The sequence below is a fragment of the Streptomyces sp. NPDC048392 genome, from assembly GCF_043200575.1.
Taxonomy (GTDB): Bacteria; Actinomycetota; Actinomycetes; order Streptomycetales; family Streptomycetaceae; genus Streptomyces.
The window spans coordinates 8,527-31,283 of the sequence record NZ_JBICYB010000012.1 but is presented as its reverse complement, the minus strand read 5'-3'; the positions used below and the strand labels follow the sequence as shown (position 1 = coordinate 31,283).

14 protein-coding genes are annotated in these 22,757 nt (G+C 69.4%); 5 read left to right on the top strand and 9 right to left on the bottom strand.

All coding sequences use genetic code 11. The features are described 5' to 3' along the window. Positions 1–151 precede the first annotated feature (151 nt). The 3 genes from ACGFYH_RS18010 (at position 152) to ACGFYH_RS18000 (ending at position 4,164) form a co-directional block, all read left to right on the top strand. Positions 152–1,369, top strand: a complete 1,218-nt coding sequence (locus ACGFYH_RS18010; protein ID WP_393804099.1) for an acetyl-CoA C-acyltransferase — start codon at positions 152–154, stop codon at positions 1,367–1,369. Beyond that, positions 1,366–3,495 carry a 3-hydroxyacyl-CoA dehydrogenase NAD-binding domain-containing protein gene (locus tag ACGFYH_RS18005; RefSeq protein WP_393804098.1) on the top strand — a complete coding sequence of 710 codons (2,130 nt, stop codon included), beginning with the start codon at positions 1,366–1,368 and terminating at the stop codon, positions 3,493–3,495. The genes ACGFYH_RS18010 and ACGFYH_RS18005 overlap by 4 nt, the downstream gene beginning before the upstream one ends. A 291-nt stretch (positions 3,496–3,786) precedes the next feature. Beyond that, entirely contained in the window at positions 3,787–4,164 is a 378-nt protein-coding gene (locus ACGFYH_RS18000; protein WP_393804097.1) for an NTP pyrophosphohydrolase, read from the top strand. A gap of 142 nt (positions 4,165–4,306) precedes the next feature. Here ACGFYH_RS18000 and ACGFYH_RS17995 read toward each other — a convergent pair whose 3' ends face one another. Both ACGFYH_RS17995 and dxs read right to left on the bottom strand, forming a co-directional pair. Next, positions 4,307–5,827 (bottom strand): amino acid permease, encoded by a 1,521-nt coding sequence (locus ACGFYH_RS17995; protein ID WP_393804096.1) that lies wholly within the window; start codon positions 5,825–5,827, stop codon positions 4,307–4,309. A 144-nt stretch (positions 5,828–5,971) separates the two neighbouring features. After that, positions 5,972–7,900 carry a 1-deoxy-D-xylulose-5-phosphate synthase gene (gene dxs, locus ACGFYH_RS17990; RefSeq protein ID WP_393804095.1) on the bottom strand — a complete coding sequence of 643 codons (1,929 nt, stop codon included), beginning with the start codon at positions 7,898–7,900 and terminating at the stop codon, positions 5,972–5,974. Positions 7,901–8,252: 352 nt separating this feature from the next. Between dxs and ACGFYH_RS17985 the strand changes: the two genes are divergently transcribed. Next, on the top strand, positions 8,253–9,776 hold the full coding sequence (locus ACGFYH_RS17985; protein ID WP_393804094.1) for a glycosyl hydrolase family 18 protein: 1,524 nt from the start codon (positions 8,253–8,255) through the stop codon (positions 9,774–9,776). Between the two features lie 107 nt (positions 9,777–9,883). Here ACGFYH_RS17985 and ACGFYH_RS17980 read toward each other — a convergent pair whose 3' ends face one another. The 7 genes from ACGFYH_RS17980 to ngcE form a co-directional block, all read right to left on the bottom strand. Continuing rightward, complete coding sequence (locus tag ACGFYH_RS17980; RefSeq protein WP_393804093.1) at positions 9,884–11,176, bottom strand: sugar ABC transporter permease; 1,293 nt, start codon at positions 11,174–11,176, stop codon at positions 9,884–9,886. Beyond that, positions 11,173–11,964 (bottom strand): ATP-binding cassette domain-containing protein, encoded by a 792-nt coding sequence (locus ACGFYH_RS17975; RefSeq protein WP_393804092.1) that lies wholly within the window; start codon positions 11,962–11,964, stop codon positions 11,173–11,175. Before ACGFYH_RS17975 ends, ACGFYH_RS17980 begins: the two co-directional genes overlap by 4 nt. Before the next feature lie 159 nt (positions 11,965–12,123). Continuing rightward, complete coding sequence (locus ACGFYH_RS17970) at positions 12,124–13,227, bottom strand: sugar ABC transporter substrate-binding protein (protein WP_393804242.1); 1,104 nt, start codon at positions 13,225–13,227, stop codon at positions 12,124–12,126. A 133-nt stretch (positions 13,228–13,360) separates the two neighbouring features. Next, on the bottom strand, positions 13,361–14,572 hold the full coding sequence (locus ACGFYH_RS17965) for an ROK family protein (RefSeq protein WP_393804241.1): 1,212 nt from the start codon (positions 14,570–14,572) through the stop codon (positions 13,361–13,363). A gap of 194 nt (positions 14,573–14,766) precedes the next feature. Continuing rightward, positions 14,767–15,693 carry a carbohydrate ABC transporter permease gene (locus tag ACGFYH_RS17960; protein WP_393804091.1) on the bottom strand — a complete coding sequence of 309 codons (927 nt, stop codon included), beginning with the start codon at positions 15,691–15,693 and terminating at the stop codon, positions 14,767–14,769. 4 nt (positions 15,694–15,697) lie between these two features. Next, positions 15,698–16,624, bottom strand: coding sequence for a carbohydrate ABC transporter permease (locus ACGFYH_RS17955; RefSeq protein WP_393804090.1), 927 nt, complete (start codon positions 16,622–16,624; stop codon positions 15,698–15,700). Positions 16,625–16,709: 85 nt separating this feature from the next. Then, the gene (gene ngcE / locus ACGFYH_RS17950; RefSeq protein WP_393804089.1) at positions 16,710–18,158 is read right to left on the bottom strand and encodes an N-acetylglucosamine/diacetylchitobiose ABC transporter substrate-binding protein; all 1,449 of its coding nucleotides are present in this window, start codon (positions 18,156–18,158) and stop codon (positions 16,710–16,712) included. A 417-nt stretch (positions 18,159–18,575) separates the two neighbouring features. On the opposite strand from ngcE, the gene ACGFYH_RS17945 reads away from it, so the two are divergent. After that, entirely contained in the window at positions 18,576–22,382 is a 3,807-nt protein-coding gene (locus ACGFYH_RS17945; protein WP_393804088.1) for a GH92 family glycosyl hydrolase, read from the top strand. Positions 22,383–22,757 lie beyond the last annotated feature (375 nt).

Below are 22,757 nucleotides of genomic sequence, written 5' to 3'. Positions count from 1 at the left end.
ACTCCGGTGGTGTGACGGGTGATGTGACGTTCGCCGCTCCCGCCGGGGGGACTGGGCAGCTACGTTACTGATAAGTAGCATGGGACCTGAGCGCGCGCTCAGTACTTGCGTGCCGCAGCAGTGCCATCCCGCACCCTGGAGGAGAGCCATCGTGCCTCGTACCGTCAGGGACGTCGTCTTCGTAGACGGCGTCCGCACCCCGTTCGGCAAGGCGGGCCCGAAGGGCGTCTACCACGAGACCCGCGCCGACGACCTGGTCGTGAAGGCGATCCGGGAGCTGCTGCGCCGCAACCCCGGTCTCGACCCCAAGAAGATCGACGAGGTCGCCGTCGCGGCGACCACCCAGATCGGTGACCAGGGCCTGACCATCGGCCGCACCGCCGGCATCCTGGCGGGACTGCCCACCTCGGTCCCGGGCTACTCCATCGACCGCATGTGCGCGGGCGCCCTGACCGCCGTCACCACGGTGGCCGGGTCGGTCGCCTTCGGCGCGTACGACGTCGCCGTCGCGGGCGGTGTCGAGCACATGGGCCGCCACCCGATGGGTGAGGCCGTGGACCCGAACCCGCGGTTCGTCAGCGAGAAGCTGGTCGACGAGTCCGCCCTGTTCATGGGCATGACGGCGGAGAACCTGCACGACCGCTACCCGAGCATCACCAAGCAGCGCGCCGACGAGTACGCGGTGCGCTCGCAGGAGAAGGCCGCCAAGGCGTACGCAGGCGGCCAGATCCAGGCCGACCTGGTACCGGTCTCGGTGCGCCGCACCGACGAGGAGGCGGGCGAGACGGGCTGGGGCCTGGTCACCGCCGACGAGCCGATGCGTCCGGGCACCACGCTGGAGAACCTGGCGGGCCTGAAGACGCCGTTCCGCGTGCACGGCCGGGTCACCGCGGGCAACGCGGCCGGTCTGAACGACGGCGCGACCGCCTCCCTCATCGCGAGCGAGGACTTCGCCCGCGAGAACAACCTGCCGGTCAAGATGCGCCTCGTCTCGTACTCCTTCGCGGGCGTCGAGCCGGAAGTGATGGGCTACGGCCCGATCCCGGCGACGGAGAAGGCCCTGGCCCAGGCCGGCCTGTCCATCGACGACATCGGCCTGTTCGAGATCAACGAGGCCTTCGCCGTCCAGGTTCTCGCGTTCCTGGAGCACTACGGCATCGCCGACGACGACGCGCGCGTCAACCAGTACGGCGGCGCGATCGCGTTCGGTCACCCGCTGGCCTCCTCCGGTGTCCGTCTGATGACACAGCTGGCCCGCCAGTTCGAGGAACAGCCGCACGTCCGCTACGGCCTGACCACCATGTGCGTCGGCTTCGGCATGGGCGCGACGGTCGTCTGGGAGAACCCGCACTTCGAGGGGGACAAGTGAGCACCACCGCAGAGCTGCTGAAGGGTGCGGCCGAGCTGTTCCCCGGCGAGGTCGTCACACAGGCGCACGTACGCCACTTCGACCTGCCCCTGGGCGCCGGGCGTTTCGCCCTGATCACCCTGGACAACGGTCACGACCACACCAAGCCGACCACGCTCGGCCCGCAGTCGCTGGCGAACATCGACGCCGCGATCGACCGGGTGGAGAAGGAGGCCGCGGACGGCGACATCGTCGGCGTCGGCGTCACCGGCAAGCCGTTCATCTTCGCGGTCGGCGCCGACCTCAAGGGCGTCGAGCTGCTGAAGCGGCACGAGGACGCGCTGGCCATCGGCAAGGGCGGCCACGACGTCCTCAAGCGCCTCGCGGACCTGGCCGTGCCGTCCTTCGCGTACTACAACGGCGCGGCCATGGGCGGCGGCGTCGAGATCGGTCTGCACTGCACCTACCGCACGGTGTCCGCGGCCCTCCCGGCGTTCTCGCTCCCCGAGGTCTTCCTCGGCCTGGTCCCCGGCTGGGGCGGCTGCACGCTGCTGCCGAACCTCATCGGCGCCGACAAGGCCGTCTCGGTGATCATCGAGAACAGTTTGAACCAGAACAAGCAGCTCAAGGGCGCGCAGGTCCACGAACTCGGCATCGCGGACGCGATCTTCGAGGGCGCGGACTTCCTGGAGCAGTCGCTGATCTGGACGGCGTCCGTCCTCAAGGGCGAGATCGCGATCGAGCGCCCGGCCATCGACCGCGGCGAGGCCTGGGACCAGGCCGTCGCGCGTGGCCGCTTCATCGCGGACGGCAAGGTGCACGGCGCCGCTCCGGCCGCCTACCGCGCCCTGGACATCATCGCCGCCGCCAAGAACGGCGACCTCCAGCAGGGCTACGACGCCGAGGACCAGGCCCTCGCCGACCTGATCATGGGCGGCGAACTGCGCTCCGGCATCTACGCCTTCAACCTGGTGCAGAAGCGCGGCAAGCGCCCCGCCGGTGCCCCGGACAAGTCGCTGGCCCGCCCGGTCACCAAGGTGGGCGTGGTCGGCGCCGGCCTGATGGCCTCCCAGCTCGCGCTGCTCTTCCTGCGCCGCCTGGAGGTCCCGGTCGTCCTCACGGACATCGACCAGGAGCGCGTCGACAAGGGTGTGGGCTACGTCCACGCCGAGATCGACAAGCTGCTCGGCAAGGGCCGCGTCAACCAGGACAGGGCCAACCGCCTCAAGGCGCTGGTGACCGGTGTCCTGGACAAGGCCGAGGGCTTCGCGGACGCCGACTTCGTCATCGAAGCGGTCTTCGAGGAGATGGGCGTCAAGCAGAAGGTCTTCGCCGAGGTCGAGGCCGTGGCACCCGCCCACGCGATCCTCGCGACGAACACCTCCTCCCTCTCCGTCTCGGAGATGGCGTCGAAGCTGAAGCACCCCGAGCGGGTCGTCGGCTTCCACTTCTTCAACCCGGTGGCGGTCCTCCCCCTCCTGGAGATCGTCCGCGGCGAGCAGACCGACGAGGCCTCGCTGGCCACGGCGTTCGGCGTCGCCAAGAAGCTGAAGAAGACCGCGGTTCTCGTCAAGGACGCCCCCGCGTTCGTCGTGAACCGCATCCTGACCCGCTTCATGGGTGAGATCCAGAACGTCATCGACGAGGGCACCCCGGTGCCGGTGGCGGAGAGGGCGGTGGAGCCCCTCGGCCTGCCGATGTCCCCGCTGGTCCTGCTGGAGCTGGTCGGCCCCGCCATCGGCCTGCACGTCTCGGAGACCCTCAACCGGGCCTTCCCCGAGCGCTTCACCGTCTCCCCGAACCTCAAGGCGGTCGTCGAGGCGGGCAAGCGCGGCTTCTACGTCCACGACAGCGGCAAGCCGGAGCTGGACCCGGAGGTCGCCGCGCTCCTGAAGCAGGGCGACTCCGTCCTGACCGAGGAGCAGGTCCGCGACCGCGTCCTGGACGCGGTGGCCCAGGAGATCGGCCTGATGCTCGACGAGGGCGTCGTCGCCGAGGCCCAGGACATCGACCTCTGCCTGATCACCGGCGCCGGCTGGCCCTTCCACCTGGGCGGCATCACGCCGTACCTGGACCGCGAGGGCGTCGCCGAACGGGTGAACGGGAAGCGGTTCCTGGCGGACGGCGTGGCGAGCGTACCCGCGTAGTCCCCGTACGAGGACGAGAGGGCCCCTGAATCCGCCCCATGGCGGTGGGGGCCCTCTCGCCTGCCACGGAACAGGTCAGTGCCCGTACGGCGTCGCGCCCGCCGTGACGCGCGCGACGGCGAAGAAGGCCAGGGCGGCCGGGGACTCGTTTCCCGCGGCCGTCTCGGCCGAGAAGAGAACCCAGTCGCCGTTCACCGGATCACGCTGAGCGGGGGCCCCCGCCGCTCCGTGTCGATCGGGTACGGCCGTGGACGGCGGCGAGCGGCGGAGTCGCCGTGCGACCCTGACGGCATGGACGACAACGCACCCCTGCTCGTGATCGTCGACGCCGCGAACGTCGTCGGCTCGGTGCCCGACGGCTGGTGGCGGGACCGGCGTGGGGCCGCCGAGCGGCTGCGGGACCGGCTGGCGGCGGACGGGGTGCCGGGGCGGGCCGGGCCGGTGGAGGTCGTGCTCGTCGTCGAGGGCGCGGCCCGCGGGGTGGAGTCCGTGGCCGGTGTACGGGTGGAGTCCGCGCCCGGCAGCGGGGACGACCACATGGCCGAGCTGGTGGCGCGGGCCGCGGGTGACCGTGCGGTCCTGGTCGTGACGGCCGACCGCGAACTGCGCCGCCGGGTGACGGAGCTGGGCGCACAGGTGGCGGGGCCGAGGACGGTACGTCCCGTGTGACGCCCCGCCCGCGCACGCCTCGGCCCCGCACTCGCGGGAGCGCGGGGCCTCAGCGGCGGGTCGGCGGGCCGGCGGGGGCTACGGGTCGGTGGCTCGACGGGCCGACGGGGCTACGGGTCGATGGCTCGACGGGCCGGCGGGGCTACGGGCCGTCCGGGCCGGACGACTTGCCCGGGCCGGCCGGCGCCTCCTCGCCGCGGGCCAGGCGGCTGTGGGTGCGGCCGTAGAGGAAGTACACGACGAAGCCGATCGCCATCCAGACGCCGAACCGGACCCAGGTCTCGGCGGGCAGGTTCAGCATCAGCCACAGCGAGGCGGCCACGGACACGATGGGCAGCAGCGGGACCAGCGGGGTACGGAAGGCGCGGGGCAGGTCGGGGCGGGTGCGACGCAGGATGATCACGCTGATCGCGACGATGACGAAGGCGAAGAGCGTGCCGATGTTCACCAGTTCGGCCAGCTCACTCAGGCTGGTGAAGCCGGCCACGATCGCGATGATCACGCCGAGCAGGATGGTCGGCCGGTAGGGGGTCCGGAACTTCGGGTGGACGTGGGAGAAGAAGCGCGGCAGCAGTCCGTCGCGGCTCATCGCGAAGAACACCCGGCTCTGGCCGAGGAGAAGGATCATGCAGACCGTGGTCAGGCCGACCGCGGCCCCGAAGCTGATCACGCCGGAGAAGAAGGGGTGCCCGGTGGCCTTGAACGCGTCGGCGAGCGGGGCGTCCACGGACAGCCTCGTGTAGTGCTGCATGCCGGTGACGACGATCGAGACGGCGACGTACAGGACGGTGCAGATGACCAGGGAGCCGAGGATGCCGCGGGGCATGTCGCGCTGCGGGTTCCTGGTCTCCTCCGCGGCCGTGGCGACGATGTCGAAGCCGATGAAGGCGAAGAAGACGACCGAGGCGGCCGTGAAGACGCCCATCACGCCGAAGTTGGACGGCGCCCAGCCGAACATCAGCTGGATCAGTGGCGAGTGGAGTCCCCCGCCCGCCTCGACGGGCTGCGCCTTCGGGACGAACGGGTCGTAGTTGGCACCCTTGACGAAGAAGGCGCCCGCGATGATCACGATGAGGACGACCGCCACCTTGATGGCGACGACGAGCGTGGTGATCCGCGCCGACAGCTTCATGCCGAGCACGAGGACGGCGGTGAGCACCAGCACGAGGGCGGCGGCGAGGATGTCGAAGCCGAAGCCCTCGGCACCGTCCCTGCCGCCGAGCGACGCGGGCATGTGCCAGCCCGCGTTGTCCAGCAGCGACCGGATGTAGCCCGACCAGCCGACGGCCACCACCGCCGTGCCGAGCGCGAACTCCAGGACCAGGTCCCAGCCGATGATCCAGGCGGGCAGTTCGCCCAGCGAGGCGTACGAGAAGGTGTACGCGGAGCCGGCCACCGGGACGGTGGAGGCGAACTCGGCGTAGCACAGCGCGGCGAGCGCGCACACGACTCCGGCCACGACGAACGCCAGGGCCACGGCGGGCCCGGCGTTGTTCTTGGCGACCGTGCCGGTCAGTACGAAGATGCCGGTGCCGATGACGACGCCGATACCGAAGACGGTCAGGTCGAGCGCCGACAGGGATTTCTTGAGCGCGTGCTCCGGTTCCTCCGTGTCACGGATGGACTGCTCGATCTTCTTGGTCCTGAAGAGGGTGTTACTCACGGGGACCTCCCACGCTTGTCGTCCTCGACATGATCGAGAGGGGGCGTACTGCGTATGCCCCGGCGTGGGCGATGTCACGCGGATGGGCCGGTTCCACCACTGCGAGGAGTGGTGGAACCGGCCCATTCGGCGCAGTGCGGAAGGTCAGTCCCGCGCGGCCTCCACCTGGTCCACCTCGGCGCCCGAGCGGTCGTACCTGCCGTCGAGCCTGGCGACCAGGCCGGTGACCTGGCGTGCGATGTCGGGAGCGGTGAGCCCGATCTCGGCCAGCACCTCGGCGCGGGAGGCGTGGTCGAGGAAGCGCGGCGGGATGCCGAAGTCGCGCAGCGGTACGTCGACGCCCGCGTCGCGCAGGGCCTGGGCCACCGCGGAGCCGACGCCGCCGACGCGGGAGTTGTCCTCGACGGTGACGACGACGCGGTGCCGCTCGGCGAGGGGGGCCATGGCCTCGTCGACGGGCTTGACCCAGCGCGGGTCGACCACGGTGGTGGAGATGCCCTGCTTGTTCAGCAGGTCGGCGACCTCCAGGCACATCGGCGCGAGGGCGCCGACGGAGACCAGGAGCACGTCGGGGGTGTCGGTGCCGGGGGCGCGCAGGACGTCCATGCCGCCGACGCGGCCGACGGCGGGTACGGCGGGGCCGACGGCGCCCTTGGAGAAGCGGACCACGGTCGGCGCGTCGTCCACCTCGACGGCCTCGCGCAGCTGGGCGCGGACCTGGTCGGCGTCGCGCGGGGCGGCGAGCCGCAGACCGGGCACGACCTGGAGGATCGACATGTCCCACATGCCGTTGTGGGAGGCGCCGTCGGTGCCGGTGACACCGGCGCGGTCCAGCACGAAGGTCACGCCGCACTTGTGCAGGGCCACGTCCATCAGCACCTGGTCGAAGGCGCGGTTGAGGAAGGTGGCGTACACGGCGAAGACGGGGTGGACGCCGCCGTGCGCGAGGCCGGCCGCGGAGACGGCGCCGTGCTGCTCGGCGATGCCGACGTCGTAGACGCGGTCCGGGAAGGCCTTGGCGAACTTGTCGAGGCCGACCGGCTGGAGCATCGCGGCCGTGATGGCCACGACGTCCTGGCGCTCCTTGCCGAGCTCGAGCATCTCGTCGCCGAAGACGCTCGTCCAGTCGGCGCCGGCGGTGGAGATGGGCAGACCGGTGTCGGGGTGGATCTTGCCGACGGCGTGGAAGCGGTCGGCCTCGTCCGCCAGGGCGGGCTGGTAGCCGCGGCCCTTCTCGGTGAGGCAGTGCACGATGACGGGGCCGCCGAAGCGCTTGGCGCGGGTGAGGGCGGACTCCAGGGCTTCGAGGTCGTGGCCGTCGATGGGGCCGACGTACTTGAGGCCGAGGTCCTCGAACATGCCCTGGGGGGCGATGAAGTCCTTCAGGCCCTTCTTGGCGCCGTGCAGGGTGTCGTAGAGGGGGCGGCCGACGACCGGGGTGCGCTCCAGGACCTCCTTGGTGCGGGCCAGGAAGCGCTCGTAGCCGTCGGTGGTGCGCAGGGTCGCCAGGTGGTTGGCGAGGCCGCCGATGGTGGGCGCGTAGGAGCGCTCGTTGTCGTTGACGACGATGACCAGGGGGCGGTCCTTGGCGGCGGCGATGTTGTTCAGCGCCTCCCAGGCCATGCCGCCGGTGAGGGCGCCGTCGCCGATGACGGCGACCACGCGGTCGTCGCGCTCCAGGACCTGGTTGGCCTTGGCGATGCCGTCGGCCCAGCCGAGGACGGTGGAGGCGTGGCTGTTCTCGATGACGTCGTGCTCGGACTCGGCCTGCGAGGGATAGCCCGACAGACCGCCCTTCATCTTCAGCCTGGAGAAGTCCTGGCGGCCGGTGAGCAGCTTGTGCACATAGGACTGGTGGCCGGTGTCCCAGAGCACCTTGTCCTTCGGCGAGTCGAAGACGCGGTGCAGGGCGAGGGTGAGTTCCACCACGCCGAGGTTGGGGCCGAGGTGGCCGCCGGTCTTGGACACGGCGTCGACGAGGAAGGTACGGATCTCCTCGGCCAGCTGGTTCAGCTCCTCCAGGCTGAGCCGGTCCAGATCGCGCGGTCCCGTGATGCGGGTCAGCAGCGGCACCCGTGCCTCCTTGCAGTAGAGCTGTTGCCGGGCTCGTCGAGTCTAATGTTCCGCTCCGGCGGAACGTGTCCGGGCGGTGCGTCGTACGTCACGCGTTCGGCCTTACCCACTGACGGACCGTTCTACGACATCCCCGGCGGCGGTCCCGGCTTGGGGACACCTTTACCCGGGTGGTCCAGTCCGCCGGGCGCACGGTGTCCAGGCCGGGTGACGCCCGGCCCGGCACATTGGTCTAGTCCCATTCTGGTCCAGACCATTGCGTTCCCCGGCGCCCCGGCGATATCCCCGTACCCGGCAACACCCCAGCACAGCACGGGAATCGGCGCTACACCCCACACACACCGGGACTGACATGAGACGCAGGCGTTCCATCCGCGCGGCCCTCACCGCGGCCGCCACCACCGTGGCCGCGATGGGCCTCGCCCTGGCCGGCACCGGTACGGCGGAGGCGGGCACCCCGCTGCCGGACCGGGTCTTCGCGCCGTACTTCGAGGCCTGGACCGGCGAGAGCCCCGCCGCCCTGGCCGCGCAGTCGGGTGCCAAGCACCTCACCATGGCCTTCCTCCAGACCGCGACCGCGGGTTCCTGCACGCCGTACTGGAACGGCGACACGTCGATGCCGGTCGCCCGGTCGACCTTCGGCGGCGACTTCGACACCATCCAGGCGAACGGGGGCGACGTCATCCCCTCGTTCGGCGGGTACACGGCCGACACCACCGGCACCGAGATCGCCGACAGCTGCACCGACGTCCAGCAGATCGCCGCGGCCTACGAGAAGGTCATCACGACCTACGACGTCACCCGGCTCGACATGGACATCGAGATCGACTCGCTGGACAACACCGCGGGCATCGACCGCCGCAACAAGGCCGTCAAGCTGGTCCAGGACTGGGCGGCGGCGAACGGCCGCGCCATCGAGATCTCCTACACGCTGCCCACGACCACCCACGGCCTCGCGGACAACGGCGTCGCGCTGCTGGAGAACGCCGTGCGCAACGGCACCCGGGTCGACGTCGTGAACCTCATGACCTTCGACTACTACGACAACCAGCGGCACGACATGGCCGGGGACACCCGGACCGCGGCCCAGGGCCTGCACGACGTGCTGGCCCGGCTCCACCCGGACAGGTCCTCCGCCCAGCTGTGGAACATGATCGGCGTCATCGAGATGATCGGCGTCGACGACTTCGGACCGGCGGAGACCTTCACCCTGGACAACGCCCGCACGGTCTACGACTGGGCCCTGGAGACGGGTGTCAACACGCTCTCCTTCTGGGCACTCCAGCGCGACAACGGCAGCTGCGCGGGCGGCGGCGCGGCCGACGACTGCTCGGGCATCCGGCAGAACACCTGGGACTTCTCGCACGTCTTCGCGCCCTTCACCAGCGGCGGCACCGTCCCGGACAACGACTTCTCGCTGTCCGCCACCCCTTCCGCCGGCACGGTGACCGCGGGCGCCTCGGCCACCACCACGGTGAAGACCGCGGTGCAGACCGGTGAGGCGGAGAAGGTCTCGCTCGGCGTGAGCGGGGCCCCGGCCGGGGTCACCGCCTCGCTCAGCCCCGCGTCCGTGACGGCCGGCGGCTCCTCGACGCTCACCCTCGACACGACCGCCCAGACCGTCTCGGGGACCTACTCCGTCACCGTCACGGGCACCAGCCCGTCCGGCAGCCACAGCACCACGTACTCGCTCACCGTCACCGGCGGCGACGGCGGCCGGTGCACGGCCGCCCCGTGGGCCCCGGGCACGGTCTACACCGGTGGCCGGCAGGTCTCCCACGAGGGGCACACCTGGAAGGCCAAGTGGTGGACGACCGGCGAGGAGCCCGGAACCACCGGTCAGTGGGGCGTCTGGCAGGACCTCGGCGCCTGCTGAGAACGGCGAGGGCGGCCAGGACGACGCAGGCGAAGCGGTCCGCCCGCCGGCCCGGGGCTCAGCCGGGCGGGCGGGCGGACCGTCGTCGGCCGCAGGGGGCTCGGGGCCTACGCGCGGCCGGCCGTCTTCTGCGTCTTGCGGGTGATCGCGTCGATGACGACCGTCGCCAGCAGCACACCGCCGGTGATCATGTACTGGACCGGCGAGCCGACGCCCTCCAGGGCGAGGCCGTACTGGATCGAGACGATGACCATCACACCGAGCAGCGCGTTCCAGGTGCGGCCGCGGCCGCCGAAGAGGGACGTGCCGCCGATCACGGCCGCGGCGATGACGTTCATCAGGAACTCACCGGTGCCCGCGCCCTGGTTGGCAGCGGCGATCTTCGACGCCACGAAAAGACCGCCGAGCGCGGCGAAACCGCCGGCGATCGCGAAGACCGAGATCCGGACCAGTTCCACGTTGATACCGGCACGGCGGGACGCCTCGACACTGCCGCCGAGGGCGAAGATCATGCGACCGTAGGCGGTGCGGCGCAGGACGAAGTCCGTGAGCACCAGGACCGCCAGGAAGATCACCACGGCCAGCGGCAGGCCCTTGTACTGGTTGAAGACGATCGCGACCACGAAGGCCAGGACCGCGAGCAGCACCGTGCGCACGATGATCTCGTTCAGCGGCCGGGAGGGCACCCCGGCGGCCTCGCGGCGGCGGTTGTCGAAGAACGCGGCGAGGAAGTATCCCGCGGTCACGACGAGCGCCAGGCCGTAGGCGGCGGCCACGTCGGAGAAGAAGTAGCTCGTCAGCTTGACGACCACGCCGTCGGTGTCCAGGTTGATCGTGCCGTTGCTGCCGAGTATCTGCAGCATGAAGCCCTGCCAGAACAGCAGTCCGGCCAGCGTCACGGCGAAGGCCGGCACGCCGATGCGGGCGAAGAAGAACCCGTGGACGGCGCCGGCCACGGTGCCGGTGAGGACGGCCAGCAGCAGGGCCAGCCACTCGTTCATCCCGTGCGTGACGCTCAGCACCGCGAAGGTGGCGCCCGCGACACCGCTGACCGAGCCGACCGACAGGTCGATCTCGCCGAGCAGCAGGACGAAGACGATACCGACGGCGATCATGCCGGTGCCGACCATCGCGACCGACATGTCGGAGAAGTTGCCCGCGGTCAGGAAGTTGGAGTTCAGGCTGGTGAAGATGGCCCAGATGACCAGCAGTCCGACGACGACCGGTATGGACCCGAGGTCACCGGCCTTCATCTTCCGCTTGAACTCGCCGAGATAGCCCGCGAAGCCCTGCTCGCGCACCAGCAGCCGCGGGTCGACCGCGGTGGCCGTGCCGGAGGCCGCGGCGGGATTGTCCACCGTGTGGTCCTCGGCGGGTGTGGAGGTCTTGTCGATGCTCACTTCTTGATCTCCCCATTGGTGCGCGCCGCACGACGGGTCACGGCGTTCTCCGTGGCGCCCGTGATGGCGGAGATGATCTCTTCCTGCGAGGTCGACTTGACCTCGAAGATGCCGTTGTTGCGCCCGAGGCGCAGGACGGCGACCTTGTCGGCGACCGCCTTGACGTCGGCCATGTTGTGGCTGATGAGGATGACGGCGTGGCCGCGCTCGCGCAGCCGCTCGACCAGGTCGAGGACCTGCGCGGTCTGCTCGACGCCGAGGGCGGCGGTGGGCTCGTCGAGGATGACCAGCTTGGGCTCGCCGAGCATGGACCGGGCGATCGCCACGACCTGGCGCTGACCGCCGGAGAGCGAGGCGATCGGGATGCGGACGCTGGGGATGCGGATGGACAGCGTGTCCAGCAGTTCGCGGGATCGGCGCTCCATCTCCACCTCGTCCAGGACGCCGCGCCTGCGGATCTCCCGGCCCAGGTAGAGGTTGCCGACGACGTCGATGTTGTCGCACAGTGCGAGGTCCTGGTAGACGGTCGCGATGCCGAGGTTCTGGGCGTCGTGCGGCCTGTTGATCGAGACGGACCTGCCGTCCCACTCGATGGCGCCCTCATCGATGGGGTGCACGCCGGCGATCGTCTTGACCAGCGTGGACTTTCCGGCGCCGTTGTCGCCCACCAGGGCGACCACCTCACCGGCGTGGACCTCAAGCTCGACGTCGGTGAGCGCCTGGACGGCACCGAATCGCTTGGAGACCCCGCGCAACGCCAGCACGGGCGTAGCGGACACGTGAACCATCTCCTTCGCCGCCTGACCCGGCGGGAGGTTGTGCAGAAGTTTTCTGGGGGGTGATCCGTCCGGCGCCCCGCGTAGCTTGCGGGGCTGATGAGTGCGGGGCGCCGGAGGAGCTGGGGCGGGCGGTCCCGCGCGCTCACGCGGCGCGGGACGCGGGTCCGCTTACTTGAGGCCGATCTTGTCGCAGGCGGCCTTGTACTTGTCGGTGCAGATCTCGTCGATCGTGTAGAAGCCGTCCTTGATGACGGTCTCCTTGATGTTGTCCTTGGTCAGCGAGACGACCGGGACGATGACCGCGGGGATGTCCTTGGCGCTGGCGCTGTCGACCTTGTCGTTGGCGACGGAGTCGAGCGACTCGCCCTTGGCCAGCGCGACGGCCATCTCGGCCGCGGTCTCGGCCTCCTTCGGGTAGGACTTGAAGACGCTCATGTACTGCTCACCGGTGATGATGCGCTGCACACCCGCGAGTTCGGCGTCCTGGCCGGTGACCGGGACGCCGGTGATACCGGCCCGCTTGAGGGCGGTGATGGAGCCGCCCGCCATGCCGTCGTTGGCGGAGTAGACGCCGTCGATCTTGTCCTTGCCGAGCGCGGAGATGGCCGCCTGCATGTTGGCGTTGGCGTTCTCCGGCTTCCACTCCTTGGTGTCGTACTCGCGGCCGATCTTCACCTTGCCGTCGAGGACGGAGTGGGCGCCCTCCTTGAACTGGGCGGCGTTCGGGTCCGTGGAGGAACCGTTCATCATGACGATCTGGCTGTCCTTGGCCTTGTCGCCCAGCGCCTTCAGGAGAGCCTCGCCCTGCGTCTTGCCGACGGTGACGTTGTCGAACGAGGTGTAGGCGTCGATCGGGCCCTCGGCCAGGCGGTCGAAGGCGACGACCTTGATGCCGGCGTCGTGGGCCTTCTTCACCGAGCCGGCGATGGCCTTGTAGTCCACCGCGTCGACGATCATGACGTCGACCTTGTTGGTCACCATCGTGTCGACCTGCTGGTTCTGCAGGCTGGCGTCCTGCTTGGCGTTGGCGTAGACGACCTCGCCCTTGTTGTTCGTGAGCTCCTTGACCTTCTTCTCGATCATGGGCTTGTCGAACTTCTCGTAGCGAGCGGTCTGGTTCTCCGGAAGGAGCAGACCGACCTTGATGTCGTCGCCCTTCTTCGCTGCCGAGTCGGACGAGTCGTTGTTGTCGCCGGATTCCTTGGCACTGCCACAGGCGGCGAGCGAGACGGCCATGGCACCGGCGGCGATGGCAACGGCGGCACGACGCATACGCGTGTTCACTACACAAACCTCCCTGACGAGGCCGCGTCGTTGCGGCCGAGGTGGCTGGAAGTCAACTCGGCCGCACGTGCGACGTCAAGAAGTAAATCCTTAACGAGATGACAACGGTGCCATCCGTGCTCTAAGTGAAGGCAGGGGTGGCCGCCGGAAGAGCCCCGGTCGCACTTCCGTCCAAAAGGGTCGAATCGCCCATCTCGCTGAGGGCGAGGGCGAGCGCCCCGAGCACCTCCGCACGGCCCCCAAGGGCCCCTGGAAGCACGGACAGTTGCCGCGCCGCGCTGGGGATGGCGTAACGTCCGACAGACTCTCTTATCGGCCCGAGCACCAGCTCCCCGGCCTCGGCGAGATCGCCGCCGAGGACGACTCGGCTCGGGTTGAGCAGGTTGCAGAGGTTGGCGACTCCACTGCCGATGTGGCGGCCGACGTCGGCGATCACCCGACGGCAGCCGGGGTCACCGTCCCGCGCCAGGCGCACGACGCCCTCCATCGTCAGCCCGGTGCCGTGGCTGGGCTGGAGGAGCGGAAGCACATAGCGTGCTGCCGCGAAGGTCTCCAGGCAACCCCGGTTTCCGCACCGGCAGACGGGGCCGGCCTCATCGAGGGTGATATGCCCGATTTCACCCGCTGTGCCGCCGGGGCCGCGGTAGATCTTGCCGTTGATCACCAGGCCCGAGCCGACACCGCTGGCGACCTTGATGTACGCCAGGTCCCGCACTCCCCGGCCGCTGCCCCAGACCAGCTCTCCCAGGGCTCCGAGGTTGGCGTCGTTGTCCACGTGCACCGGCACGCCGAGCCGCCCCCGCAGCTCCTCGGCGGGCCGGGTGCCGCCCCAGCCGGGCAGGATGGCGGTCGAGCCCAGTGTCCCGGACTCCACGTCGATCGGGCCGGGCACGCCGAGGCCCACTCCGGCGATCTTGGCACGGTCCACGCCGGTGGCCGCGATCAGCCTGCTGACCAGCTGTTCCGCCCGGTCGAAGCCCTGCGCCGCGGACGCGTCGACGTCCAGTGGCTCGGACTCCTCGGCGAGCACCTGGTGGGCGAGGTTGCCGACCGCGACGCGCAGATGGGTGTGCCCGAAGTCCACGCCGATGACGATGCCGGCGTCCCCGCTCAGCGAGACGCTGCGGGCCCGGCGGCCGCCCGCCGAGGTGGGCGTGACCTCGACCGTCCCGCCGTCCTTCAGTTCCCGGACGATGTTCGAGACGGTGGCTGCGGACAGGCCCGTCGTCCTCGCGATCTCCGCCTGCGTGAGCGACCCGGCGAGCCGTACCGCTCGTACGACCCGTTCCAGGTTGGCTCGGTGCAGCGACGACTGCGACCCCGGAGTCTCCACGACGACCTCCTGCGCGCGGGGCCGCTTCGATGAGGCCCCGTCCATGTCCAACTAGTGAACTCTAAGCTGAGCCGTTCGGGTCGCCTCCCGTCAAGAGGTTGAACCGCATCCGGGTGCCCCGCACACGCGACCCCGCACACACGGGCATGCCGCCCCCGCGCTGCGGGAGCGGCATGCCGAGGGGCGCCGGAGCGCTACTTCAGGGCGCCCGCCGTGAGCCCCTGGACCACCTGGCGCTGGAAGACGATGTACGCCGCCAGCACCGGCAGCATCGCCATGACCAGGCCCGCGAACAGGCCGGACCAGTCGCCCTTGTACCCCTGGCTGACCGCCAGCTGCACCAGGCCCTGGGTGAGGACGTGCTTGTCCGGGTCCGTGTTCAGCACGGTCGGCAGCATGTACTGGTTCCACTGTCCCAGGAAGTTGAAAATGCCCACGCTGATCAGGCCGGGCTTGGCCATCGGCAGCATGACCTGGAAGAACGTCCGGGTGTGCGAGGCCCCGTCCACGAAAGCGGCCTCCGCCACCGAACTGGGCAGAGTCCGGAAGAACCCGGTCAGGAAGAACACCGTGAAGGGCAGCGAATAGGCGATATAGACGAGGATCAGCCCGTGGATGGTGTTCAGCAGCCCCATGTTGTCCACCACGTAGAACAAGGGGACCAGGGCGAGCATGATCGGGAAACTCATGCCGGCGATGAACAAGTAATAGATGAACCGGTTGCCGGGAAAGTCGAACCGCGCCAGTACATAGGCCGCCATGGAACCCAGCACCAGGGTGCCGATGAGGGAACCGCCCACCACCAGAACGGTGTTGAGGAAGTAGTCGCTCATGTGCGCCTGGGACCAGGCCCGCGACCAGTTGTCGAAGTTCAGTTTGTCGGGGAGCGACCAGGGCGAGCCGAAAATCGCGGCGTCGTCCTTGAAGGAGGTCATCACCGCCCACACCAGCGGCAGGCCGACCATGACCGCCCAGATGACGAGGACACCGTGGGAGAAGACGTTGAGGGTGGTGCCCTCCCTCTTCTTCCCCTTGCGGAGTCCGCCGGGGGCGGCCTGGGCCTTCAGGACGGGCGTACCGGGCTCGGCCGGCACGGGGGCGGGGGTCTCGGTCGTCTTCATCTGATCAGTACTCCAGCCGCTCGCGCCGGCCCAGCCGCATCACGACGGCGGCGAAGGCCAGCGTGACGAGGAGCAGGGCGACGCCGATGGTGGTGGCGTAGGCGGCCTGACCGTCACGGAACGCCTTCTGGTACACGTACAGGACCATGACGGTGGTCGAGTAGTCGGGTCCACCGGGTCCGGTCGTCATGATCTGCACGACCGCGAACGACTCGGCACCCAGCGCGAGGATGCCCATGTAGACCCAGCCGGACTGCACGGTGTCCCACAGCAGCGGCAGGGTGACCCTGAAGAAGGTGGTGGCGCGGTCCGCCCCGTCCAGCAGCGCGGCCTCGTACAGCTCCGCCGGGATGGAGGCCATGCCCGCGGAGAAGAGGACCACGAAGAAGCCCACCGTCGACCAGACGAGCACCGCCATCACGCACCACAGGGCGATGCCGGGGTCGCCGAGCCACATCGGCTGGAGGGAGTCCAGGCCGATCCCGCGCAGCAGGGAGTTGATCGCGCCGCTGTCCGGGTTGTACGCGAACTGGAACAACAGGGCGACGATCGCGATGGAGAGCACCTGCGGGAAGAAGTAGACGATCTTGTAGAAGCCGGAGCCGCGGACCCCGGTGATCGCGGGTCCCCCGCGGCGGCGGCGTCCGCCCACGTTGATCATGAAGGCGAAGAAGAGCGCCAGGCCGAGGGTCACCAGCGGCACCAGCAGGGCGAACATGACGCTGTGCTGGAGCGACTTCCAGAAGATGTCGTCGTCGAGCATCCGCTCGTAGTTGTCGAAGCCGACCATCTCGAACTCGGGACTCAGTCCCGTCCAGTCCGTGAACGAGTAGTAGATCGACTGGATGAAAGGCCAGATGACGAAGAGCGCGTACAGCCCCAGAGGAACCGCCAGGAACCCCACGACGAACCGGTACTTGCCGTGCTGCATTGCTACCGACCCCGATCTGCGTGCGGGTGGCGCCGCCAGGGCCCGCCCGGCGCGGCGGCGCCGGACAGGCCCTGGTGACGCGTCCTCACTGGTGCTTGTAGTGCTTGATCGACGAGTCCTTGGCGGCGTCGTCGGCGTAGCCCTGGATCTTCTTGACGGTCTCGGCCGGGGTGAGCCGGCCCGCCATCATCTCGCCCAGGCAGCCGACGCCGATCTTCTCCTTCTGGAGCTGCACGTACCAGTCCTGCATACGCGGGTTCACCACGTTGTCGCCGGCCAGTTCCAGCGCCGCGACACCGGACTTGAGACCCGGGGTCAGCTCGATGCCGTCGGTGCCGCCGTTGTAGGCGCTCAGCGACTTCACCTTGCTGGTGAAGTTCTTCGAGGATGCCTCGCTGAGCATGATGCGCAGCTGCTCCATGCCGCCGGCGCCGTTGGCCGCCTTGGCCGGGACGATGAAGGGCTCGCCGCCGGACGCCCAGATGGTGCCGAAGGGCATCTTGTCCGAGTCGTCGATACCGGGCGGCCCGGAGACGGCGAGGTCGAAGTCGGCGGGGATGACCTTGGCCGACTCGTTCTCCACCCAGGAGCCGTTGGGGATGAAGAGGGCGTCGCCCTTGGCCCACGCGGTCTGCGACTGGATGTGGTCCAGACCAGGGGTGCCCTTGAGGATGTAGCCCTTCTGGTACAGCTCGTACCAGGCCTCGAAGACCGCCTTGACCGCCGGGTGCTTCCAGGCGTTCGGCTCCAGGTTGTCGATGGCGTTCAGCACCTCGACACCGCCGACCTTGGCGATCATCGGGGACATCGAGAACGGGATGTAGTACGGGTACTTGCCCGCGTACGTCCAGCCGGCCATGCCCTTCTTCTTGGCCTTGGCGCAGACCGCGAGCATCTCGTCCCAGGTCTTGGGGTACTCCGCGTCGAGGGAGTCCAGGGCCTTCTGGGAGTACCAGTTGCCGTACACCGTGTAGGCGTAGTACATGATCCAGACCGGGTCGCCGTCGAACTGGCCCATCTCCACGATGCCGGGGCGCAGCGTGTCGCGGACCTTTTTGTCCGGGTCGTCGTAGGACGGGGCGTCGAGCAGCGGGGTGAGGTCGGCGAGCTGCTTCTTGCCGACCAGGACGCCCATGTCCATCTGCTCGGCGCCGGAGTTGTCGACGAGGTCGGGCGGGTTGCCGCCGTTGAAGCGCGGCTGCAGGGTGGACTGGATCTTCTGCGTGGCCGCGAACTTCACCTCGGCCTTCGGGTAGGCCTTCTCGTAGAGCTTCACGGCGTCCTCGGCGTACTCCTTGCCGAAGCCTCCGTCGAAGAGGACGAATTCCATCTGGGCGCTGTCGTTGACCGCGAGCGGGTTCTCGGCGGACTTCTCGCCCGCCTCGGCCTTCTCCTGGTCGTCCCCGCCGCCGCTCGCGCAGGCGGACAGGAAGCTCATGGTCGGTACGGAGATCAGGCCGAGCGCGGCGGACCGCTTGATCAGATCGCGGCGGCCGACGCCCCTACCGTTGTTCTCGGCGGAAGTGGATCCCATGCTCAAGTCCTCGCCTTCTCCAGGACTCAGGCGGTGAACCGGATCCTCCCCGGCACCGCGATCGGGTCACGCTGGGTCGTGCAGGAAATGCGGGTACTGCTGTGCTGTCACTGCTGTTCGGGCGCCCTGGCGGTTCCTCTTTCGCGGTTCCCCCCCGGATCCCCCCGGTGGCCGACAGGTATAGTCCACTTTCCGCCGACGGAGCAAGATCGAAAGCAAGGTTGGCGGTACGTCTTTTCCGAGTTGAGACCTCCCGGAAATATGAGCGGCCCGCGCACGGCATGCCGTAAGAATCCCTGGCATAAGCCCCGAACGCCACATCCAACACCCTTGACATCACATGTCACTTGACCCCTACTGGTCCTTGCGCAGTTGATTTGACAACGTTGTCCCACGCGCAGGGAGGGTGGCCAGGACATGCAGTACAGAGTTCGGCACAGATGGGGTCCGGCGGTCGTGATGACGACCGCCTTCGCTTTGGCGGCGGGCTCGCAGGGGGCGGCGGTCGCGCTGCCGGACGCGCCCGCGAAGGCGGACCGGGAGTTCGCGTCGTCCTTCGAGGACGGCGACCCGGCTCCGGACTGGCTCGACACAGTGGACACCGACGCGGACGGCGGCAAGCGGGCCTCGGGCGTCGACGGCGGGTACAGCACCGGCATACCCGGCAACGTCACCGAACACGTCACCGGAGTGCGGGCCAGCGGCGAGAACACGGGCGCCGGGGAGGTGAAGGAGAACCTCGCCGACAACGAGCCGACCACCAAGTGGCTGACCTTCGCGCCGACCGGCTGGGTCGAGTTCGACCTGGACGCGCCGACGAGGATCGCCAAGTACGCGCTCACCTCCGCGAACGACCACTCCGAACGCGACCCCCGGAACTGGACGCTGAAGGGCTCGGCGGACGGCGAGAGCTGGCAGACGCTGGACAACCGCTCCGGCGAGACCTTCGGCGAGCCGTTCACGACGAAGACGTACGACCTCGCCGAGGCCGCCGAGTTCCAGCACTTCCGGCTGGAGGTCACCAGGAACAACGGGGCGGGCGACGCGCTCCAGCTCGGCGACGTCCAGTTCTCCACCGGCGACACCGAGGTCCCCGTCCCCGCGGACATGCTCTCCTCCGTCGACGAGGGCCCGACGGGCTCGCCCACGGCGAAGGCGGACGCCGGCTTCACCGGCACGCACGCGCTGCGCTACGCGGGCCGGCACACCGCGGACGGCCGGGCGTACTCGTACAACAAGGTCTTCGACGTCGACGTGAAGGTCGACCGGCGCACCGAGCTGTCGTACAAGATCTTCCCGTCGATGGCGGACCGCGACCTCGACTACGACGCCACGAACGTCTCCGTCGACCTCGCCTTCACCGACGGCACCTACCTGAGCGACCTCAAGGCCACCGACCAGCACGGGTTCCCGCTGACGCCGCGCGGTCAGGGCGACGCCAGGATCCTCTACGTCAACCAGTGGAACAGCGTCGAGTCGGGCATCGGCTCGGTCGCGGCCGGCAAGACCGTCGACCGGATCCTGGTGGCGTACGACTCCCCCAAGGGCCCGGCGAAGTTCCGCGGCTGGCTGGACGACGTGGAGATCAAGCGGGCCAAGCGCGAGCGCCCCAGGGCCCACCTGTCCGACTACGCGCTCACCACCCGCGGCACCAACTCCAGCGGCGGCTTCTCGCGCGGCAACAACTTCCCCGCGACCGCCGTGCCGCACGGCTTCAACTTCTGGACGCCGGTGACCAACGCCGGCTCCCTCAGCTGGCTCTACGAGTACGCGCGCGGCAACAACGACGCCAACCTGCCCACCCTGCAGGCGTTCGGCGCCAGCCACGAGCCCAGCCCGTGGATGGGCGACCGGCAGACCTTCCAGGTGATGCCCTCGGCTGCCTCCGGCACCCCGGACACCGGCCGGGACGCCCGCGAGCTGGCCTTCCGGCACGAGAACGAGACCGCCCGCCCGTACTACTACGGGGTGCGGTTCGAGAACGGCCTCAAGGCCGAGATGACGCCGACCGACCACGCGGCGATGATGCGCTTCACCTACCCCGGTGAGGACGCGAGCGTCATCTTCGACAACGTCGAGAACAACGCCGGCCTGACCCTGGACAAGGAGAACGGCACCTTCACCGGCTACTCGGACGTCAGGTCCGGCCTGTCCGCGGGCGCCACCCGGCTCTTCGTCTACGGCGAGTTCGACAGCAAGGTCACCGGCGGAGACTCCAGCGGCGTCAAGGGCCACCTGCGCTTCGACGCCGGCCGGGACCACGCCGTGACACTGCGCATCGCCACCTCACTGCTCAGTGTCGACCAGGCGAAGGACAACCTGCGCCAGGAGATCCCGAAGCGGGCCTCCTTCGACAAGGTCAAGCGCGACGCCCGGAAGCAGTGGGACGAGATCCTCGGCAAGGTCGAGGTCGAGGGCGCCACGCGGGACCAGCTGACCACGCTGTACTCGAGCCTCTACCGCCTGTACCTGTACCCGAACGCGGGCCACGAGAAGGTCGACGGCAAGTACAGGTACGCCTCCCCGTTCTCCAAGGCGGTCAAGGAGAACACGCCCACGGAGACCGGTGCCAAGGTCGTGGACGGCAAGGTCTACGTCAACAACGGCTTCTGGGACACGTACCGGACCACCTGGCCCGCGTACTCGTTCCTGACCCCGTCCCAGGCCGGTGAGATGGTCGACGGCTTCGTGCAGCACTACAAGGACGGCGGCTGGACCTCGCGCTGGTCCTCCCCCGGCTACGCGGACCTGATGACCGGCACCTCCTCGGACGTGGCGTTCGCGGACGCCTACGTCAAGGGCGTCGACTTCGACGCCGAGGCGGCGTACGACGCGGCCGTCAAGAACGCCACCGTCGTGCCCCCGTCCTCGGGCGTGGGCCGCAAGGGCATGGCGACCTCGCCGTTCCTCGGCTACACCTCGTCCGAGACGCACGAGGGCCTGTCGTGGGCGCTGGAGGGCTACCTCAACGACTACGGCATCGCGAAGATGGGCGAGAAGCTCTACAAGGAGACCGGTGAGAAGCGGTACAAGGACGAGTCCGCGTACTTCCTCAACCGCGCCCAGGACTACGTCAACATGTTCGACGCGAAGGCCGGCTTCTTCCAGGGCAAGGACGCCAAGGGCGACTGGCGCGTGGACTCCGACGAGTACGACCCGCGCGTGTGGGGCTACGACTACACGGAGACCAACGGCTGGGGCTACGCCTTCACCGCCCCGCAGGACAGCCGCGGCCTCGCCAACCTCTACGGCGGGCGCAAGGGCCTCGGCGACAAGCTCGACGAGTACCTCGCCACCCCGGAGACGGCCTCCCCCGAGTTCAAGGGCTCCTACGGCGGTGTCATCCACGAGATGACCGAGGCGCGGGACGTCCGCATGGGCATGTACGGGCACTCCAACCAGGTCGCCCACCACGCCCTGTACATGTACGACGCGGCCGGGCAGCCGTACAAGACGCAGAAGAACATCCGCGAGGTGCTCCAGCGCCTGTACACCGGCAGTGACATCGGCCAGGGCTACCACGGCGACGAGGACAACGGCGAGCAGTCGGCCTGGTACCTCTTCTCCTCGCTCGGCTTCTACCCGCTGGTCATGGGCAGTGGCGAGTACGCCGTCGGTTCCCCGCTGTTCACCAAGGCGACGGTCCACCTGGAGAACGGCCGCAAGCTGGTCGTGAAGGCGCCGAAGAACAGCACGAAGAACATCTACGTGCAGGGCCTGAAGGTCAACGGCAAGCGCTGGAACTCCACTTCGCTCCCCCACTCGCTGCTCGCGAAGGGCGGCGTCCTGGAGTTCGACATGGGCTCGAAACCCTCCTCGTGGGGCACGGGCGAGAACGCGGCGCCGCCGTCGATCACCCAGGACGACGAGGTGCCGACCCCGCGCGCCGACGCGATCGCGGGCGAGGGCGCCCTGTTCGACAACACCTCGGCGACGGACGCGAGTGTCACTTCGGTGGACCTGCCGGTGTCCGGCACCGGCGTCGAGGCGGTCCAGTACACCCTGACCTCCTCGGCGGACCACGCCAAGGCACCGGCCGGCTGGAAGCTCCAGGGCTCCGCCGACGGCACGACCTGGCGGACGCTGGACGAGCGCTCGGGCGAGTCCTTCGCCTGGGACCGGCAGACGCGGGCGTTCTCGGTGAAGTCGCCGGGCGCGTACGCGAAGTACCGGCTGGTCCTGGACGGTGAGCACACGCTGGCGGAGGTGGAGTTGCTGGCGTAGGCGAGCACGGAAGCAGTGCGAAGGCCCGCCCGGTCACCGGGCGGGCCTTCGCCATGCCGGGGCCCGCGCGTCCGTACTGCTCACGGCCCTGGCGGACCGTTCAGCTCCGTGCGGCCCTGCACACGCTCACTCCGCGAACCGCGTCAGAAAGCTCTGCACACCAACTCAGCCGTCTCCGAACGTCATCACGCGGTCAGTCCCGGTGATGCCGGTCACCGCCGGCCAGACGTCTGCCGGCCTGACGACGACACCGGGCCGTGGGGGGGGGGGGGGGGGGGGCGCCCGCCCCCCCCCCCCGCCCGCGGGGGGGGGGCCGGGGGGGCCGCCCCCGCAGCCCCCGGGCCGCCGGGGGGGGGGTGGGGGGCCGCCCCCCCC

Bases quoted from the DNA above. Each gene is read 5' to 3' on its own strand.
- ACGFYH_RS17975 (WP_393804092.1), bottom strand. From the start codon at position 11,964: ATGGTTCACGTGTCCGCTACGCCCGTGCTGGCGTTGCGCGGGGTCTCC.
- ngcE (WP_393804089.1), bottom strand. From the start codon at position 18,158: ATGGGATCCACTTCCGCCGAGAACAACGGTAGGGGCGTCGGCCGCCGC.
- ACGFYH_RS17955 (WP_393804090.1), bottom strand. From the start codon at position 16,624: ATGCAGCACGGCAAGTACCGGTTCGTCGTGGGGTTCCTGGCGGTTCCT.
- ACGFYH_RS18000 (WP_393804097.1), top strand. From the start codon at position 3,787: ATGGACGACAACGCACCCCTGCTCGTGATCGTCGACGCCGCGAACGTC.
- ACGFYH_RS17960 (WP_393804091.1), bottom strand. From the start codon at position 15,693: ATGAAGACGACCGAGACCCCCGCCCCCGTGCCGGCCGAGCCCGGTACG.
- ACGFYH_RS17985 (WP_393804094.1), top strand. From the start codon at position 8,253: ATGAGACGCAGGCGTTCCATCCGCGCGGCCCTCACCGCGGCCGCCACC.
- ACGFYH_RS17945 (WP_393804088.1), top strand. From the start codon at position 18,576: ATGCAGTACAGAGTTCGGCACAGATGGGGTCCGGCGGTCGTGATGACG.
- ACGFYH_RS17970 (WP_393804242.1), bottom strand. From the start codon at position 13,227: ATGCGTCGTGCCGCCGTTGCCATCGCCGCCGGTGCCATGGCCGTCTCG.